The sequence below is a fragment of the Pseudomonas sp. SBB6 genome, from assembly GCF_024213215.1.
Taxonomy (GTDB): domain Bacteria; phylum Pseudomonadota; class Gammaproteobacteria; order Pseudomonadales; family Pseudomonadaceae; genus Aquipseudomonas; species Aquipseudomonas donghuensis.
This window is the reverse complement of record NZ_JANAVH010000003.1, coordinates 574,232-590,285: the sequence shown is the minus strand read 5'-3', so window position 1 is coordinate 590,285 and position 16,054 is coordinate 574,232. Positions and strand designations below refer to the sequence as shown.

The 16,054-nt window shown below is 61.1% G+C and carries 14 protein-coding genes; 2 read left to right on the top strand and 12 right to left on the bottom strand.

Annotated elements, in window-relative coordinates; translation table 11 throughout:
- Window positions 1–74 precede the first annotated feature (74 nt).
- The 9 genes from NLX68_RS08830 to NLX68_RS08790 form a co-directional block, all read right to left on the bottom strand.
- On the bottom strand, window positions 75–1,043 hold the full coding sequence (locus NLX68_RS08830; RefSeq protein WP_010223426.1) for a peptide ABC transporter ATP-binding protein: 969 nt from the start codon (window positions 1,041–1,043) through the stop codon (window positions 75–77).
- Complete coding sequence (locus NLX68_RS08825) at window positions 1,043–2,011, bottom strand: ABC transporter ATP-binding protein (protein ID WP_254283679.1); 969 nt, start codon at window positions 2,009–2,011, stop codon at window positions 1,043–1,045. Before NLX68_RS08825 ends, NLX68_RS08830 begins: the two co-directional genes overlap by 1 nt.
- A gap of 10 nt (window positions 2,012–2,021) precedes the next feature.
- Window positions 2,022–2,951 (bottom strand): ABC transporter permease subunit, encoded by a 930-nt coding sequence (locus NLX68_RS08820; RefSeq protein WP_036993939.1) that lies wholly within the window; start codon window positions 2,949–2,951, stop codon window positions 2,022–2,024.
- Between the two features lie 10 nt (window positions 2,952–2,961).
- Window positions 2,962–3,972, bottom strand: a complete 1,011-nt coding sequence (locus tag NLX68_RS08815; protein WP_036993941.1) for an ABC transporter permease subunit — start codon at window positions 3,970–3,972, stop codon at window positions 2,962–2,964.
- A 74-nt stretch (window positions 3,973–4,046) separates the two neighbouring features.
- Window positions 4,047–5,642: an ABC transporter substrate-binding protein gene (locus NLX68_RS08810; protein ID WP_254283678.1), complete on the bottom strand. Its 1,596-nt coding sequence runs from the start codon at window positions 5,640–5,642 to the stop codon at window positions 4,047–4,049.
- Between the two features lie 72 nt (window positions 5,643–5,714).
- Window positions 5,715–7,094 (bottom strand): OprD family porin, encoded by a 1,380-nt coding sequence (locus NLX68_RS08805; RefSeq protein WP_254283677.1) that lies wholly within the window; start codon window positions 7,092–7,094, stop codon window positions 5,715–5,717.
- A 168-nt stretch (window positions 7,095–7,262) separates the two neighbouring features.
- Window positions 7,263–8,855 (bottom strand): ABC transporter substrate-binding protein, encoded by a 1,593-nt coding sequence (locus NLX68_RS08800; protein WP_254283676.1) that lies wholly within the window; start codon window positions 8,853–8,855, stop codon window positions 7,263–7,265.
- Between the two features lie 254 nt (window positions 8,856–9,109).
- A complete protein-coding gene (locus NLX68_RS08795) occupies window positions 9,110–10,735 on the bottom strand; it encodes an ABC transporter substrate-binding protein (protein ID WP_254283675.1) in 1,626 nt (541 codons plus the stop codon).
- Window positions 10,736–11,049: 314 nt separating this feature from the next.
- Window positions 11,050–11,766, bottom strand: coding sequence for an SIMPL domain-containing protein (locus tag NLX68_RS08790; protein WP_254283674.1), 717 nt, complete (start codon window positions 11,764–11,766; stop codon window positions 11,050–11,052).
- Between the two features lie 202 nt (window positions 11,767–11,968).
- On the opposite strand from NLX68_RS08790, the gene NLX68_RS08785 reads away from it, so the two are divergent.
- Both NLX68_RS08785 and NLX68_RS08780 read left to right on the top strand, forming a co-directional pair.
- On the top strand, window positions 11,969–13,225 hold the full coding sequence (locus NLX68_RS08785; RefSeq protein ID WP_010223416.1) for an ATP-binding protein: 1,257 nt from the start codon (window positions 11,969–11,971) through the stop codon (window positions 13,223–13,225).
- Complete coding sequence (locus NLX68_RS08780) at window positions 13,225–13,785, top strand: response regulator transcription factor (protein ID WP_010223415.1); 561 nt, start codon at window positions 13,225–13,227, stop codon at window positions 13,783–13,785. The genes NLX68_RS08785 and NLX68_RS08780 overlap by 1 nt, the downstream gene beginning before the upstream one ends.
- 6 nt (window positions 13,786–13,791) lie before the next feature.
- Here the strand turns inward: NLX68_RS08780 and NLX68_RS08775 are convergent, their stop codons facing one another.
- Genes NLX68_RS08775 through NLX68_RS08765 form a run of 3 tightly spaced genes read right to left on the bottom strand, consistent with a single transcriptional unit; the run spans window position 13,792 to window position 15,975 of the window.
- Entirely contained in the window at window positions 13,792–14,493 is a 702-nt protein-coding gene (locus NLX68_RS08775; RefSeq protein WP_254283673.1) for an HAD family phosphatase, read from the bottom strand.
- Window positions 14,490–15,359 carry a hypothetical protein gene (locus tag NLX68_RS08770; protein WP_254283672.1) on the bottom strand — a complete coding sequence of 290 codons (870 nt, stop codon included), beginning with the start codon at window positions 15,357–15,359 and terminating at the stop codon, window positions 14,490–14,492. The genes NLX68_RS08775 and NLX68_RS08770 overlap by 4 nt, the downstream gene beginning before the upstream one ends.
- Window positions 15,352–15,975: a GNAT family N-acetyltransferase gene (locus NLX68_RS08765; RefSeq protein WP_254283671.1), complete on the bottom strand. Its 624-nt coding sequence runs from the start codon at window positions 15,973–15,975 to the stop codon at window positions 15,352–15,354. Before NLX68_RS08765 ends, NLX68_RS08770 begins: the two co-directional genes overlap by 8 nt.
- Window positions 15,976–16,054 lie beyond the last annotated feature (79 nt).

Below are 16,054 nucleotides of genomic sequence, written 5' to 3'. Positions count from 1 at the left end.
TCGCCGGCAAGGCCGGCTCCCACAAGGGATCCTGTGGGAGCTGGCGTTGCCAGCGATGGGCTGCAAAGCAGCCCTTAGAGGAACTGCTCGGCGTAATGGCACGCCACTTGTCGCGTCCCTACCTGGCGGAACGCCGGTTCCTCCACCGCGCAGCGCTCGGTGGCATACGGGCAGCGCTTGTGGAAGGCACAGCCAGGTGGCGGATTCAGTGGGTTGGGCAGCTCGCCGGCGATCTTGATTTTCGGCTTGAGCGGGTCCGGATGAATGGTCGGTGTCGCCGACAGCAGCGCCTGGGTGTAAGGGTGCAGCGGCTTGCTGTAGATATCCTCCTTGGGGCCCATTTCCGCTGGCCGGCCCAGGTACATCACCAGCACCTGATCCGCCACATGGCGCACCACCGCCAGGTTGTGGGAGATGAACACGTAGGCGGTGTTGAACTCCTTCTGCAGGTCCATGAACAGGTTCAGTACCTGGGCCTGGATCGACACGTCGAGGGCCGAAGTCGGTTCATCGGCCACCAGCACTTTCGGTTGCAGCATCATCGCCCGGGCAAGGGCAATACGCTGGCGCTGGCCACCGGAGAACATGTGCGGGTAGCGCTGATAGTGCTCGGGGCGCAGGCCGACCTGTTGCATCATCGCCTGCACCTTCTCGCGGCGTTCGGCCTTGCTCAGGTTGGTGTTGATCAGCAGCGGTTCGCCCAACTGGTCGCCGATCTTCTGTCGCGGGTTGAGCGAGGCGTAAGGGCTCTGGAAGACCATCTGCACGTCCTTGCGCAGTTGCTTGCGCTCGGCCTTGTTGGCCCCGGCGACTTCCTGGCCGGCGATCTTCAGCGAACCGGAAGACGGCTCTTCGATCAGGGTCAGGGCCCGGGCCAGGGTCGACTTGCCACAGCCGGACTCGCCAACCACAGCCAGGGTCTTGCCGGCTTCCAGTTCAAAGGACACACCGTTGAGTGCGCGTACCAGGGCATGGCCCTTGAACAGGCCACGGGAAACTTCGTAGTGACGGGTCAGTTCACGGGCGGTAAGGACGACGGTCATTACGCCACCTCCTGGTTCAGCGGGTAGAAACAACGCACCTGGCTATGGGCCTGGGGATCGAGGGTTGGCCGTTGCCGGCGGCAGTTGTCCTGCACGTACGGGCAGCGCGGCGACAGCAGGCAGCCTTCGGGGCGATCGTAGCGCCCGGGGACGATGCCCGGCAGGGTCGCCAGGCGCTCGGCGCCTTGGCTGTGCTCGGGGATCGCCGCCAGCAAGGCTTCACTGTAGGGGTGCGCCGGTACGTCGAACAGTTCGGGCACCTGACCCACTTCCACGGCCTGGCCTGCGTACATCACGCACACCCGTTTGGCTGTTTCGGCCACTACGGCAAGGTCATGGGTGATCAGGATCAGGGCCATGTTCTGCTCTTTTTGCAGGTTGAGCAGCAGTTCCATGATTTGCGCCTGGATGGTGACATCGAGGGCGGTGGTCGGTTCGTCGGCGATCAGCAGCTTGGGCTCGCCGGCAATCGCCATGGCGATCGCCACCCGCTGGCTCATGCCGCCGGAAAGCTGGTGTGGATAGGCGTCCAGGCGGCTTTCGGCGCCAGGGATTTCAACCTTTTTGAGCAGTTCCAGGGCACGCTGGCGGGCAGCCTTGCCGCGCAGGCCGAGGTGCTGGCGCAGGACTTCCTCGATCTGGAAACCCACGGTGTAGCTGGGGTTGAGAGCGGTCATCGGGTCCTGGAAGACCATGGCCATATCCTTGCCGACCACCTTGCGTCGTTGCCGGCCGCTGAGCTTGAGCATGTTGGTGCCGTCGAAGGTCAGGGCGTCGGCGGTAATACGCCCGGGGGCGTCGATCAGGCCCATCAACGCCATCATGGTCACCGACTTGCCGGAGCCCGATTCGCCGACGATGGCCAGGACTTCACCTTCATTGACCGACAGGTCCAGGCCGTCGACCACCGGTACCGCATTGGCGTCGCCAAAGCGCACATTCAGATTCTTGATTTGCAGAAGTGACATGGCGATCTCCTCAGGCGGCATTCTTGAGTTTCGGGTCCAGCGCATCGCGCAGTCCGTCACCCATCAGGTTGATTGCCAGCACGCTGAGCAAAATGGTCAGGCCAGGCAGGCTCACGACCCACCAGGCGCGTTCGATGTAGTCGCGGGCCGAGGCCAGCATGGTGCCCCACTCGGGGGTTGGCGGCTGCACACCAAGGCCGAGGAAGCCCAGGGCGGCAGCGTCGAGGATCGCCGAAGAGAAGCTCAGGGTGGCCTGGACGATCAGCGGCGCCATGCAGTTGGGCAGCACGGTGACGAACATCAGCCGTGGCAGGCCGGCACCGGCCAGGCGCGCGGCGGTGACGTAGTCACGGTTCAGTTCACCCATCACCGCCGCGCGGGTCAGGCGCACATAGGATGGCAACGAGACGATGGCGATGGCGATCACGGTGTTGATCAGGCCAGGGCCGAGGATGGCGACGATCGCGACCGCCAGCAGCAGCGAGGGCAGGGCCAGCATCACGTCCATCAGGCGCATGATCGACGGCCCGAGGATGCGCGGGAAGAACCCGGCCAACAGACCGAGGAAGATCCCCGGGATCAGCGAGATCACCACCGACGACAGACCGATCAGCAGCGACAGGCGCGAGCCCTGGATCAAGCGCGAGAGCAGGTCGCGACCGAGTTCGTCGGTGCCGAGGATGAACTGCCAGTTGCCGCCTTCGAGCCACACCGGCGGGGTCAGCAGGAAGTCACGGTACTGCTCGCTGGGGTTGTGCGGCGCCACCCAGGGTGCGAACAGCGCGCAGAATACGATCAGGCTCATGAACATCAGCCCGGCGACCGCACCCTTGTTGCGCGAGAAGGCTTGCCAGAACTCCTTGTACGGCGAAGGGTAGAGCAGGCTCTGGTCGACAGCGGTGGCCGGGGTGGTGACAGATTTCGGAAGTGGGGTAGTCATGACGAGGCCCTCAGCGCTGATGACGGATGCGTGGGTTGGCCAGGCCGTAGAGAATGTCCACGACGAAGTTGACCAGGATCACCAGGCAGGCAATCAACAGGATGCCGTTCTGTACCACGGGGTAATCACGGGCGCCGATGGCTTCGATCAGCCACTTGCCGATGCCCGGCCAGGAAAAGATGGTTTCGGTCAGTACCGCACCGGCCAGCAGGGTGCCGACCTGCAGGCCGAACACCGTCAGCACCGGGATCAGCGCGTTGCGCAGGCCGTGCACGAACACCACGCGGGCCGGTGACAGGCCCTTGGCGCGGGCCGTACGGATGTAGTCTTCGCGCAGCACTTCGAGCATGGAGGAGCGGGTCATCCGGGCGATCACTGCCAGCGGAATGGTGCCCAGGACAATGGCCGGCAGAATCAGGTGCATCAGCGCGTCCTTGAAGGCGCCTTCTTCGTCGCTGAGCAAGGTGTCGATGAGCATGAAGCCGGTTTTCGGCTCGATGTCGTAAAGCAGGTCGATGCGCCCGGAAACCGGGGTCCAGCCCAGGCTTACGGAGAAGAACATGATCAGGATCAGGCCCCACCAGAAGATCGGCATCGAGTAGCCGGCCAGCGAGATACCCATGACCCCGTGATCGAACAGCGAACCGCGCTTGAGCGCGGCGATTACCCCGGCCAGCAGGCCGATCACCCCGGCGAAAAACAGCGCCGCCATGGCCAGTTCCAAGGTTGCCGGGAACAGGGCGAGGAACTCGGTCCAGACACTTTCACGGGTACGCAGCGATTCGCCAAGGTCACCCTGGGCAAGCTTGCTGACGTAGTCCAGGTACTGTTCGGGAAGTGGTTTGTTCAGCCCCAGGCGCTCCATGGCCTGGGCGTGCATTTCCGGGTCGACCCGCCGTTCACCCATCATGACTTCAACCGGATCGCCGGGTATCAGCCGTATGAGCGCAAACGTCAGCAAGGTGATGCCGAAGAAGGTCGGGATCAGCAATCCCAGGCGCCGGGCAATAAAACTAAACATCTTCTGGAGTACCTCATCAGCCGGTCAGGCATGCCCACCGGCACCCGGGTAGGGCGCCGGCGGTCGTTCTTGTTCTACTTCACCTGGGTAGTGGCGAAGTTGTTATTGGTGAGGGGATTGATGTGGTACCCCTCAACGTTGTCGCGCATGGCGGTGAACATCTGCGGGTGCGCCATGCTGATCCACGGTTGATCTTCATCGTACACCGCCAGAGCCTTTACATAGAGCGCTGCACGCTCATCGTTGTCGGTGACTTCGCGAGCCTTGGTGATCAACTGCTGGAAAGTTTGATTGCACCAGCGGGCATAGTTCTCGCCACTTCTCACCGCGTCGCAGCTAAGCAGTGGGCTGAGGAAGTTGTCCGGGTCGCCGTTGTCGCTGGCCCAGCCGGTGGAAACCATATCGGCTTCGCCTTTTTTGGCGCGGCGCAGCATCTCCGCCCACTCCATCACGCGGATGTCGACGGTCAGGCCGATCTTGGCCAGGTCTGCCTGGAGCATTTCGGCGCTCAGTCGCGGGTTGGGGTTGGTCGGGCCGCCGCCGTTGCGGGTGAACAAGGTCAGCACCGTGCCCTCGGGCACACCGGCTTCCTTGAGCAGGGCACGAGCCTTGTCGAGGTCGCGGGGCGGGTTCTTGTTGTCGGTGTTGTAGCCGATCATGGTCGGTGGGTAAGGGTTGACCGCGACCAGCGCGTTGCCTTTGCCGAACAGCTGGTCGACGTGGGTCTGGCGGTCGAAGGCGATATTGATGGCTTTGCGCACGCGCACATCGCTCAGGTACTTGTGTTCAGTGTTGAGCGAGATGTAGCCGGTGGTCAGCGCTTCCATCTCGGCCACTTTCAATTTGGGGTCGGCCTTGATGCTGGGGATGTCGTCGGGCTTGGGATACAGCGCCACCTGGCACTCGTTGGCCCTGAGCTTTTGCAGGCGCACGTTGTTGTCGTTGGCGATGGCGAAGATCAGGGCATCGGCTGGCGGCTTGCCGCGAAAGTATTCCGGGTTGGCCTTGTAGCGAACCTGGGCGTCCTTGTTGTAGCGCTGGAAGATGAACGGGCCGGTGCCGATTGGCTTGCTGTTGAGCTCGGCGGTTTTGTCGGCCTTGAGCAACTGGTCGCCGTACTCGGCGGAGTAGATTGAGGTAAAGGCCATGGCCAGGTCACGCAGGAAGGGCGCTTCTGGGCGATTGAGGGTGAAGACCACGGTGTGATCGTCGGTCTTTTCGACGCTTTTGAGCAGGTCCTTGAAACCCATGCTCTCGAAATAAGGGAAACCGATGCTGGTCTTGTTGTGCCACGGGTGATTCGGGTCCAGCTGTCGTCGGAAGCTCCACAGCACGTCGTCCGCATTCATATCGCGAGTGGGTTTGAAGTAGTCGGTGCTGTGGAACTTGACCCCTTCGCGCAGGTGGAAGGTGTAGGTCAGGCCGTCTGCGCTGATGTCCCAGCGTTCGGCCAGGGCTGGCTGGATATCGGTGGTGCCTGGCTTGAAGTCGACCAGGCGGTTGAAGATGGCCTCGGCCGAGGCATCGGCGGTCACGGCAGTGGTGTACTGGACGATATCGAAGCCTTCCGGGCTGGCCTCGGTACACACCACCAGCGGCTTGGCCGAGAGGCCCGCCGCAGTACTCAACAGGACGGCTGCCAGGGCAGCCTGTAGTGGTAACAGTTTCATGAAACCTCCTGCAATCGATTAACCAGAGTAGCCGTCCCGGTCGATTCGGCGAACCGACCGGGCTGCCGCGTTCTAGAGGAAGTTGAAAGGAATGGTGGTGACAATCCGCAGCTCGTCCAGGCTACCGTCGGCCTGGGCCTTGCTGGCCCGGTGGGCGGTATAGGTCGCGCGGATGGTGGTGTCCTTCAGGGTGCCGCTCTGCACCGCGTAGGTGGTGCCGATGCCCCACTCGTAGTGGTTCTCGTCGTCCAGGCCGCGGACGTCGTAACCGGTGCCCTTGTAGTGGGTACCGTCGATGCCCCAGCCACGGGCGTTGTACAGGTTGAACTTGAGCCCCGGCACGCCGTATTGGGCCATGTTCAGCACGTAGGCGATCTGCATCGACTTCTCGTTCGGGCCGTTGAAGTCCGAGAGCAGGGAGTTGGCCAGGAAGATCGCGTTGGTGTCGTGCAGGTAGTCGAAGTATTCGTTGCCGTTGACCTGCTGGTAGGAGAAGGTCAGGTTGTGGGCCTGGTGGGTCAGGCCGAACGACAGACTGTAGGTGTCGTTGTCGATGTCACCCAGCTTGCTTTTGCCTTCGTCCTTGGTCTTGTAGTAGTTCAGGCCGGTGGTCAGGCTCAGCACCGCGCTGTCGCCCAGCTCATGGCTGGCACCGAAGTAGTACTGGTTCCACAGGTCTTCGACGTTGGACACGTAGAAGTTGGTTTTCAGGCTCTTCAGTGGTTGGTAGTTGACGCCGGCGATGTTGACGTGATCGGCTTCAAAGGCGCGATCACCGTACTCGGCAACGAATTTGCTGGTGCCCTGTTCGGTCCGGGTCGAGAGTCGGTCGAAGGTGCCGAAATCGAAGGCCAGGTTGTCGAATTCTTCGCTGCGGATGCTCACGCCCTCGAAGCTCGATGGCAATGCCCGGTTGCCGATGTACGCCAGTACCGGGGTGTCCATCGATTGGCGGCCGGCGGTCAGGGTGGTGTTGGAAACCCGCGCCTTGACGTTGGCCAGGCCCATCTTGCTCCACTGGCCGATGACGTCGCCATCGCTGTGGGTCAGGGTCCGGTTATTCGGCCCGGCCACTGCGGCACGGCCGCGCTGCAGGGCAATGGCGTTGTAGGCCGCGACTTCGGTGCTGAAACCAACGGTGCCTTCGGTAAAGCCCGAGGTGTAGTTGAGGATGGTGCCCTGGACCCAGTTGTCCCGGCTGTGGGTGTCGTGGCGGGTACCATCGCTCTTGTAGTACTTCCACATCGGCGCGCGGGTGGCGCGTTCGCGGGCATACCAGTTGCGGGTCGAGCCGGACAGGCTCTGCCCTTCGATGAAACCCTTGGCTTCGCTCTGGGCACTGGTGGATTTGACGCTGACCGGGACGAAGTCCTGGCTGGCGGGTTCGGCCTGGGCCACGGCTGACAGGCCACTGAGGGACAATGCCAGTACTGCGGTTTTGGTTCGTCTCAAGGTAAAGCTCCCTTTTCTTTTCTTTTTTTAGTGACCGCCTGGCTTTTTGAGCTGGGCGTCTTGCCGGATGGAACAAGGGTTGCAAACGTTTGCTGTAGGGCAATCGAGCATCTTCAGGTTGAGTTCTCCTGCGAGGGCGATGCGCACCCTCGAGGGAGAAGTCGGTTTTTATTCGGTACTGACGCCTGAAAAGTTGTTGCGCCCGAAAGGACTTACCTTGAAATCCACGACCTTGGCGCTGAGCGGCTGGTTGACCGTCGAGTGGGCGATCGGGGTGATGGGCAACTGTTGCTTGAGGCGCTGCTGCGCCTGTTTGTAGAGCACGGTGCGTTGCTCGCGGTCGGTGATGGTCTTGGCTTTCTTGACCAGGGCGTCGTACTGCGGGTCGCACCACATGGAGTAGTTGTTGCTGCCGATCGCGTCGCAGCTGTACAGGGTGCCGAGCCAGTTGTCCGGGTCACCGTTGTCGCCGGTCCAGCCGATCAGCGAGATGTCGTGTTCGCCGTCCTTGGTGCGCTTGAGGTATTCGCCCCATTCGTAGCTGACGATCTTCACTTTCAGACCGACCTTGCCCCAGTCGGCCTGGAGCATTTCGGCCATCAGCTTGGCATTGGGGTTGTACGGGCGTTGCACGGGCATGGCCCACAGGGTGATTTCGGTGCCTTCCTTGACCCCGGCAGCCTTGAGCAACTCGCGGGCCTTGTCCGGGTTGTAGCCGGCATCCTTGATGCTGTCGTCGTAGGACCACTGGGTCGGCGGCATGCTGCCCACCGCCAGCTGCCCGGCCTGCTGGTACACCGCCTTGACAATGGCCGGCTTGTTCACCGCCATGTCCATGGCCTGGCGTACTTCAAGCTGATCGAAAGGTTTGTGTTGCACGTTGTAGGCGATGTAGCCGAGGTTGAAGCCGGGCTTTTCGATAACCTGCAGCGAGGGGTCGCTTTTGAGCGCATCGAGATCGGCCGGGCGCGGGTGCAGGGTGACCTGGCATTCGTTCTTGCGCAGTTTCTGGATGCGCACCGAGGGGTCGGTGTTGATCGAGAAGATCAACTGCTCGATCTTCACCTGGCTCGGGTCCCAGTAGTCCTTGTTGCCGCGGTAGCGGATCTGCGAGTCCTTCTGGTAACGCTGGAACACGAACGGGCCAGTGCCGATCGGCTTCTGGTTGATGTCGCTGGGGCGCCCGGAAGCCATCAATTGCTCGGCGTACTCGGCCGAGAGCACGGCAGCAAAGCTCATTGCCAGGTTTTGCACAAAAGCGGCATCGACGCTGTTGAGGGTAAAGACCACGGTCATCGGGTCGGTCGTCTCGATCCGCGCGATGTTCTTGTCCAGGCTCATGCTGACGAAGTAGGGAAACTCGGTGGGGTAGGCCTTGCGAAACGGGTGGTTGCGGTCGAGCATCCGGTTGAAGGTGAACAGCACATCTGCGGCGTTGAAGTCGCGGCTGGGGGTGAAAGCCTTGTTGCTATGGAACTTGACCCCTTCGCGCAGGTGGAAGGTGTAGGTCAGGCCGTCGTCGGACACCTCCCAGCTTTTCGCCAGGGCCGGCTTGACGGCGGTAGCACCGCGCTCGAATTCCACCAGGCGGTTGTAGATCGGTTCGGCGGCGTCGTTGTCGGTGGCGCTGGTGTACTGCGCCGTGTCAAAACCGCCCGGGCTGCCTTCGGAGCAGAACACCAGGTTGTTGGCCAGGCTGGTAGGGGCCTGGGCGAGCAGGCCAAGGCCCAGAAATGCCGCATAAATCGGGGTGTGGCGCATGACAATCCCTTCTCTCTTGTTGTTTTTCACGCGGTCCATGGCGCACAGCTGTACGAATCGCGCCGACTACGCTGCACCCTTGACGGTAGGTCCATCAGGGCGTTGCAGATAGGTGCGATTGCGCAGAGGTGTGTAGGAGGTATCCGATAGAGCGGGCGACGTTTCCGTGTCGATGCGCTAGCGGTTGACCTGCCAGGCCATCAGGTTGCGGCCCCGGGTGCCGTGTGGCGTCGCGGGGCCGATCCGTTTGGCTGCTATTTGGTCACGCTGACCCCATAGAAGGAGTTCAAGCCAAAGGGGCTGATCTTGAAGTCCTGTACGGTTGAACGCATAGGTTGATACACCGTCGAGTGAGCGATGGGTGTCATCGGAACCTGTTCTTTGAGGATGTGTTGCGCTTGCTTGTACAACTCGGTGCGCTTGGCCTGGTCAGAGGTGGCCTTGGCTTGCTTGACCAGGTCGTCGTACGGCTTGTAGCACCATTTGGAGAAGTTGTTGCCTTCCAGGGCATCACAACCGAACAGGGTGCCCAGCCAGTTGTCCGGGTCACCGTTGTCGCCGCTCCAGCCAATCAGCATGGCGCCGTTTTCGCCGCCTTTGGAGCGCTTGATGTACTCACCCCACTCGTAGCTGACAATCTTGGCCTTGATGCCGACCTTGGCCCAGTCCGACTGCAGCATCTCGGCCATCAGCTTGGCATTGGGGTTGTACGGACGTTGCACCGGCATGGCCCAGAGGTTGATCTCGGTGCCTTCCTTGATGCCGGCTTCCTTGAGCAGTTGCCGGGCTTTTTCCGGATCGTACTTGGCGTCCTTGATGGTGGTGTCATAGGACCACTGGGTCGGCGGCATGGCGTTGACTGCCAGCTGGCCGGCGCCCTGGTACACCGAATCGATGATCTGCTGCTTGTTCACCGCCATGTCCAGCGCTTCGCGGACCTTGAGCTGGGCCATCGGGTTGGGCTGGTTACTGCCCTTGATCTTGTCCATCACGTTGTAGGCGATGTAGCCGAGGTTGAAGCCGGCCTGGTCAGGCATCTTCAGGTTGGGGTCGTTCTTCAGCGGCTCGATATCGGCCGGGCGCGGGAACAGGGTGACCTGGCACTCGTTTTTCTTGAGCTTCTGCATGCGCACCGAGGCATCGGTGGTGATGGCGAAGATCAGGTTGTCGATCTTCACATCGTCAGGCTTCCAGTAGTCCTTGTTGCCCTTGAAGCGGATCTGCGCGTCTTTCTGGTACTTGCTGAACACGAACGGGCCGGTGCCGATCGGTTTCTGGTTGATGTCGGCGGGCTTGCCCTGCTTGAGCAACTGGTCGGCGTATTCGGCGGACTGGATCGAGGCGAAGCTCATGGCCAGGTTCTGGATGAAGGCGGCGTCGACGCCATTGAGGGTGAACTTGACCGTGTGATCGTCGAGCTTTTCGACCTTGGCGATGTTTTTGTCCATGCCCATGTCGGTGAAGTACGGGAACTCGGTGGGGTATGCCTTGCGGAACGGCATGTCCTTGTCGAGCATCCGATTGAAGGTGAACAACACGTCGTCGGCGTTGAATGCGCGGGTCGGCTTGAAGAAGTCGGTGGTATGGAACTTGACCCCTTCACGCAGGTGGAAGGTATAGGTCAGGCCATCCTCGGAAATGTCCCAGCGAGTTGCCAGGCCCGGGATGACCGCAGTGCCGCCACGCTCGAACTGGCTCAGACGGTTGAAGACGGTCTCGGCTGAGGCATCGAAGTCGGTTCCGGTGGTGTATTGGCCAGGGTCGAAGCCCGCTGGGCTGCCTTCGGAGCAAAACACCAGGTTAGTCGCCGCAAGGGCAGAGGGGGCGCCGGCAAGCAAGCCTGCGCCGACCAGAAACGGAATGACCGCGTGTTTGAGCATGGTGGCCTCATTGTTGTCATTTTTGATTTGAGGGGGCCTTGTGAGCCGACCTGCGGATACTTATGCAGGCCCCATACCCAATGCAACACTCAAAGGGATGTGTGACGGAAAACAGTGGGACGAACGTACAAGAATGTCGCATCCGTATAATTTTTTATGGAGTTGATCGTTTGCGAGGGGGTGTTTCAGTGTGTTTCGAAGACGTTGTCTCTATATCGAGTCAGTCTTTGCACTAAATTGGGGCATGAGATGCTACGAGTAACAGGGTTCGCGGCAGCCGAAGCTGCCGCGAAACAGCAGAAAAGTAACGTTGTTTACGGCATCTGGACTTCGATGGTGCCGTCGGCGCTGAGGGTCACCTGGCTGGTGCCCGCCTCGATTTCTGGAACGGCAGCAGCGTCTTCGGCCATGCCGGCTTTCATCATCATCGGCGCGCTACGGGCATAAGGATGCGGGTAGCCGCTGCTGTTGAGGTTGAGGTTGACCACTTTGTAGCCTTTGCCGCCCAGCGCTTCGGTGGCCAGTTGGGCGCGGGCCTTGAAGGCGCTGACGGCATCCTTGAGCAACTCGTCTTCGCTGGTTTTGCGCGTGGCCGGGGCGATGGAGAAGTCCATGCCGCCCATCTTCAGGTCCTGCAGCAGGGTACCGGTGAGTTGCGACAGGGCCGGGAAGTTGGCGCTTTCCAGGCGCAGTTCGGCGCGCTCACGCCAGCCAGTGATCCTCTGGCCCTTGTTGTCGTAGATCGGATAGCTGTTGCGGCTGCCCTGGCTGATCTTCACCTCCTTGACTTCGCGGGCCTGTTTCACCGCCTTGTTCATGGTTTCGGTGATTTGCGTGGCGAGCTTGCCCGGGTCGGTATTCTGCGCTTCGCTGTACAGGGTCACGACCATCAGGTCGCGGGCCACTTCCTTGCTGACTTCGGCGCGCAGCGAAATCTGGTTGTAGCGAGGGGCTTCTTCAGCCAGGGCCGGAAGGCTGGCAAGCAAGCTGGTGGCCATGACCAGGGCGGCGCTGCTGCGGGTGATAGACATGTATGACTCCTTGAAATTGAGGCGCGAACACTGAACAGAAGCAGTGCGCGCAGGCCCATAAGACTGGCAACAGTGTAGTGAGGTTCAAAATGGCCATCATTGTTGTGTAAAAAAGTGTGGCGCTTTGCCGCATCACTGCAGACCAGGCCACAGCTTCGGTATACTCGCGACGATTCGCCTGGAGCACTCATCAGGAGAGCTCATGCTCGCCCCCGTACAAATGTTGTCTGCAACCCGTCAGAACCTCTGGCGCCTGACCTTCATCCGCATCCTGGTGCTTGCCGCCCAGGCCGGCTCGGTCGGTGTCGCCTACTGGACCGAACTGCTGCCGCTGCCGTGGCTGTCGCTGGTCATCACCCTTGGCCTGTCGATGCTGCTGTGCGCCTTCACGGCCCTGCGCCTGCGCCTGACCCTGCCGGTCACCGAGCTGGAGTATGCCTTCCAGCTGGCCTGTGACCTGCTGATCCACAGTGCCTTGCTGTATTACTCGGGGGGGTCGACCAACCCCTTCGTGTCCTACTATCTGGTGCCACTGGCTATCGCTGCGGTGACCTTGCCCTGGGTCTATTCGCTGATCCTTTCCGGTATCGCCCTGGCGGCCTACAGCCTGCTGCTGGTGCAGTTCTACCCGCTGGAAACCTTCCCCATGGCCCGGGAGAAGATGCAGGTCTACGGCATGTGGCTGAGTATCGCCCTGGCCGCCGCGGTGATTACCTTCTTCGCCGCGAAGATGGCCGAAGAGCTGCGCCGCCAGGAACAACTGCGCGCCGAGCGCCGGGAGGAGGGCCTGCGTGACCAGCAACTGCTGGCCGTGGCTACCCAGGCGGCGGGCGCCGCCCATGAACTGGGCACGCCTTTGGCGACCATGAGCGTGTTGATCAAGGAAATGCGCCAGGACCACAGCGACCCGCTGCTGCAGGAAGACCTGGCGGTGCTGCAGGATCAGGTCAAGCTGTGCAAGGAAACCCTGCAGAATCTGGTGCGCGCCGCCGAAGCCAACCGGCGCCTGGCGGTCGAGAACCAGGAAGTGACCTTCTGGCTCGACGAGGCGCTCAACCGCTGGCACCTGATGCGCCCGGAAGCCAGTTACCGCTTCCAGCGCCTGGGCCAGGGTAGCGTGCCACGCCTGGCGCCGCCGCCGGACCTGACCCAGGCCCTGCTCAACCTGTTGAACAACGCCGCCGATGCCTGCCCGGATGATCTGGAAGTACGCCTGGACTGGGATGCCCAGGACATGGTGATCAGCATCCGTGACCATGGTCCCGGCGTGCCGGCGGCGATTGCCGAATCGATCGGCAAACCCTTCTTTACCACCAAGGGCAAAGGCTTCGGCCTGGGCCTGTTCTTGAGCAAGGCCAGCGTGACCCGTGCTGGCGGCTCGGTAAAACTCTATAGTCATGAAGAAGGCGGTACGCTCACCGAGCTGCGCCTGCCGCGTGACGCGCGAGGAGATGTGTGATGAGTGATGAAATCCAGGTTGAAGGCGAAGAGCTGCCGCACCTGTTGCTGGTTGACGACGACGCGACCTTTACCCGGGTGATGGCCCGGGCCATGAGTCGCCGCGGCTTTCGCGTGAGCACCGCAGGTTCTGCCGAGGAGGGCCTGAAAATCGCCCAGGACGACGTGCCGGACTACGCCACGCTGGACTTGAAGATGGACGGCGATTCCGGCTTGGTACTGCTGCCCAAGCTGCTGGAGCTGGACCCGGAAATGCGCGTGGTAATCCTCACCGGTTACTCGAGCATCGCCACGGCGGTCGAGGCGATCAAGCGCGGCGCCTGCAACTACCTGTGCAAGCCGGCCGATGCCGACGATGTGCTGGCCGCGTTGCTCTCCGAGCATGCCGACCTCGACAGCCTGGTGCCGGAAAACCCGATGTCGGTCGACCGCCTGCAGTGGGAGCACATCCAGCGCGTGCTGACCGAGCATGAAGGCAATATCTCCGCCACGGCCCGGGCCCTGGGCATGCACCGGCGGACCTTGCAGCGCAAACTGCAGAAGCGCCCGGTGCGGCGCTGAGCGATCTCAGATGGCCAGGCCCTGCTGAGCCAGGGCCTGGCGGATTAGCCCCAGTACCTGATCGGGATGTACTGCGCGCCGTCGAATGGCGGCGCAGCCGGGCAGTGGTTTATTGACGAAGTAATCGATACAGATAAAGTCGTCTACCAGCCCTTGCTGGAACACGCGAAAGTCCGCTTGCCCGTCGCCAACCATTAGCACCGGTCCCTTCAACTGGCCGCGCCTGCGCCAATCACGAATGATCGCACCTTTGCCTTGTGCTGCACTGAGCAAGGGGGATGGGCGTATGGTCAGGGCTCGTGAACCGAACCAGAAAAACCGGTTGGCTACCACATGGCGAGCCTCGATTCCCCATGCCTGAGCCAGTGGCACAATCCACTCCATGTAACCGCCGGAGATAATATGGATGCCAACTTGGCGCTGCTGCAGGTAGTGCAGTGCCTGGCCAAGGGCGTGCGGTAACTGCGTAAGGCGTTGTTCGATGTAGTGCTGGATATGCGTGCGGCGAAGGGTTGGCACCATACTCAGCAGGGTCATCAGCTCTTTTGCGCTGGCATTGCCGGCCAGGGCCCGGGGCGCGATGCTGGCGAGTTTTTGCAGGCGCTGTGCGGCATTGTCATGAAATTGCAGGCTCAGCTCCAGGACTTGCACCGTGCTTTCCCCGGGTAGTAACGTCTGATCGAAGTCGAAGATCACATGCGCTTTCATCCGCGCGAACTCCGCTCGTTGCGAAAGCGGTACTTGTCTTCACGGGTCCATTGCGTGGCAGGGATCTGCAGTTGTTGGGCGATGCAGGCTTGCACCTGATCTGCGAAGGCCTGGTCGGACTGGCCCGGGGCAAAAACCTGGCGCTCAAGAAAGTTCAACTCGAACTCCAGCCAAGGCATTGATAACAGGCGCAGGAATTTCATCGGCCCGGCACCGTATAGCGGATTGGGATTGAGCATGAATGGTGCCTTGAGCCGCATGGCCAGGGGAACTACCGGCAACCCACGAACCAGAAACTCCGGACGGAAACGAAACAGTCCCAGTCCATTGTTGATGGTCGCCTCTGGCGTGGTGTAAAGCGTTGTGCCCAGAGGGGATTGCCGCCACTGCCGGAGTCGCCGGGCCAGCTGGCGCTTGTCGGCAACCTTCCAGTAGCGAGCACCTGAGCATTGGAACAGCAGGTGACCGGTCAGTTTGCCGAGCAGGCTGTCACTTCGCACCACTATCAAGGTTGCATGTGGCATGGCCAGTACCGGGTAATGGTCGAACACACTGATGTGGTTGCTGGCGACGACGCATCCGTCGGTATGTGCCGCGACCTGTCGCAAGCTCATCGGGCACTTGACGCGAATGTTCAAGACCCACAGCAGCGCACGATACAGCGCCGGCTTAACCGCCGAGGGCAGGGCGCTGGTTGCCAGGCTCATCAACACGATCGCAGACAGCCTGAACAGCACCAGCAACAGCCCTACAGGCAGGTACAAGTAACGCAGCAGGCGTGCTCGCGTACTCACGTTGCGCCACACGCAAACATCGCAGATTCTATCGATTGGCACTGTGCTATCGGGCCCAAGGTTCTTACGCATCTGCTGACTCGCTCGGCTGATGGGCTTGCAGCCTGGCGAACACTGACGTTGAAAGGCGTCGATAGGCACTTTGAAGACGGGATGCGTTGTGTGAAGTGATGCTGCGGAAGTATTCCCTCGTTATATCAATTTTCAGGTGCGGACCGAACGGCGTTTCAATAATCGTGTCAGGGAGTTTATTCAGCTGCAAGAAACGCTTGTTCATGTTTAAAGCGGCGCGGTGTTTGATGTTGGTCAACGTGTGCACGTGGGTGAAACCCAGGGTTTCGAATCCATGCGTCAGCGCGAGTTGTGCAGTGGTGAAGGGCGACAGTGTGCCCCAATAGTCTTTAAGAAAGCGCATGCCGAAATTGATGCCTAGCGGCTTTTGGGCAAAACCGGCATAGCCGATGAACGGGCCATCGGGGGCAAGGCTTACAGCCCAGCGAGACCACCCCTGTTGTTGCTGCTCTCGGTCGAACTGGGCGATTTCGTTTCGCGCCTGGGTGCGGGTGCGGGTGGCGCCGGAGGAGATGTAGCGCATTGTTTGCGCGTCACCAATCAAATTGGCATAGCTTGGAATATCAGCAGATTGCCAGGTTCGAATGACAATGCCGTGTAGCGTTGCTATTTCCATGGATAACTATCTACGGTGGTTAATGATGTCCGCCGTTTTAGATAGATTATGGGGGCTGCACAATATGTGCGGTGGAGGC